Source organism: Bacillus sp. GBSW19, from assembly GCF_002998655.1.
In the GTDB taxonomy this organism is placed as follows: Bacteria; Bacillota; Bacilli; order Bacillales; family Bacillaceae; genus Bacillus.
This window is the reverse complement of sequence record NZ_PVRF01000011.1, coordinates 1-844: the sequence shown is the minus strand read 5'-3', so window position 1 is coordinate 844 and position 844 is coordinate 1. Positions and strand designations below refer to the sequence as shown.

Annotated in this window: 9 tRNA genes; all 9 read left to right on the top strand. The window is 51.9% G+C overall.

The features are described from left to right. Window position 1 precedes the first annotated feature (1 nt). The 9 genes from C6344_RS18735 (at window position 2) to C6344_RS18695 (ending at window position 843) form a co-directional block, all read left to right on the top strand. A tRNA-Val gene (locus tag C6344_RS18735) sits at window positions 2–77 on the top strand. A 33-nt stretch (window positions 78–110) separates the two neighbouring features. After that, window positions 111–186: transfer RNA gene (locus tag C6344_RS18730), tRNA-Thr, on the top strand. 37 nt (window positions 187–223) lie between these two features. Beyond that, a tRNA-Lys gene (locus C6344_RS18725) sits at window positions 224–299 on the top strand. An 8-nt stretch (window positions 300–307) separates the two neighbouring features. Beyond that, window positions 308–390: transfer RNA gene (locus C6344_RS18720), tRNA-Leu, on the top strand. A 30-nt stretch (window positions 391–420) separates the two neighbouring features. After that, a tRNA-Gly gene (locus C6344_RS18715) sits at window positions 421–492 on the top strand. A 12-nt stretch (window positions 493–504) separates the two neighbouring features. Next, a tRNA-Leu gene (locus C6344_RS18710) sits at window positions 505–590 on the top strand. Window positions 591–602: 12 nt separating this feature from the next. Beyond that, window positions 603–679: transfer RNA gene (locus C6344_RS18705), tRNA-Arg, on the top strand. A gap of 7 nt (window positions 680–686) precedes the next feature. Further along, window positions 687–763 (top strand) — tRNA-Pro (locus C6344_RS18700). Window positions 764–770: 7 nt separating this feature from the next. Beyond that, window positions 771–843: transfer RNA gene (locus C6344_RS18695), tRNA-Ala, on the top strand. Window position 844: the final 1 nt, after the last annotated feature.

Here is an 844-nt window from a genome sequence, read left to right as displayed (position 1 = left end):
TGGAGGATTAGCTCAGCTGGGAGAGCATCTGCCTTACAAGCAGAGGGTCGGCGGTTCGAGCCCGTCATCCTCCACCATATTTATTCTTACATAATGTTAGGATAGATAAAGCCGGTGTAGCTCAACTGGTAGAGCAACTGACTTGTAATCAGTAGGTTGGGGGTTCAAGTCCTCTTGCCGGCACCACTTTCATATGGTAAGATAGACAAGTCGCTTTTAAAGAGAGCCATTAGCTCAGTTGGTAGAGCATCTGACTTTTAATCAGAGGGTCGAAGGTTCGAGTCCTTCATGGCTCACCATGTTTCATGCGGGTGTGGCGGAATTGGCAGACGCGCTAGACTTAGGATCTAGTGTCTTTATGACGTGGGGGTTCAAGTCCCTTCACCCGCATTGCCAAATAAAATAAAGAAATCCTGTAATGCGGAAGTAGTTCAGTGGTAGAACACCACCTTGCCAAGGTGGGGGTCGCGGGTTCGAATCCCGTCTTCCGCTTATACCATCCACGCCGGGGTGGTGGAATTGGCAGACACACAGGACTTAAAATCCTGCGGTAGGTGACTACCGTGCCGGTTCAAGTCCGGCCCTCGGCATTATAAAAATAAGCGCCCGTAGCTCAATTGGATAGAGCGTTTGACTACGGATCAAAAGGTTAGGGGTTCGACTCCTCTCGGGCGCGCCATTAAGATCGGGAAGTAGCTCAGCTTGGTAGAGCACTTGGTTTGGGACCAAGGGGTCGCAGGTTCGAATCCTGTCTTCCCGACCATCTTTATGGGGCCTTAGCTCAGCTGGGAGAGCGCCTGCCTTGCACGCAGGAGGTCAGCGGTTCGATCCCGCTAGGCTCCAC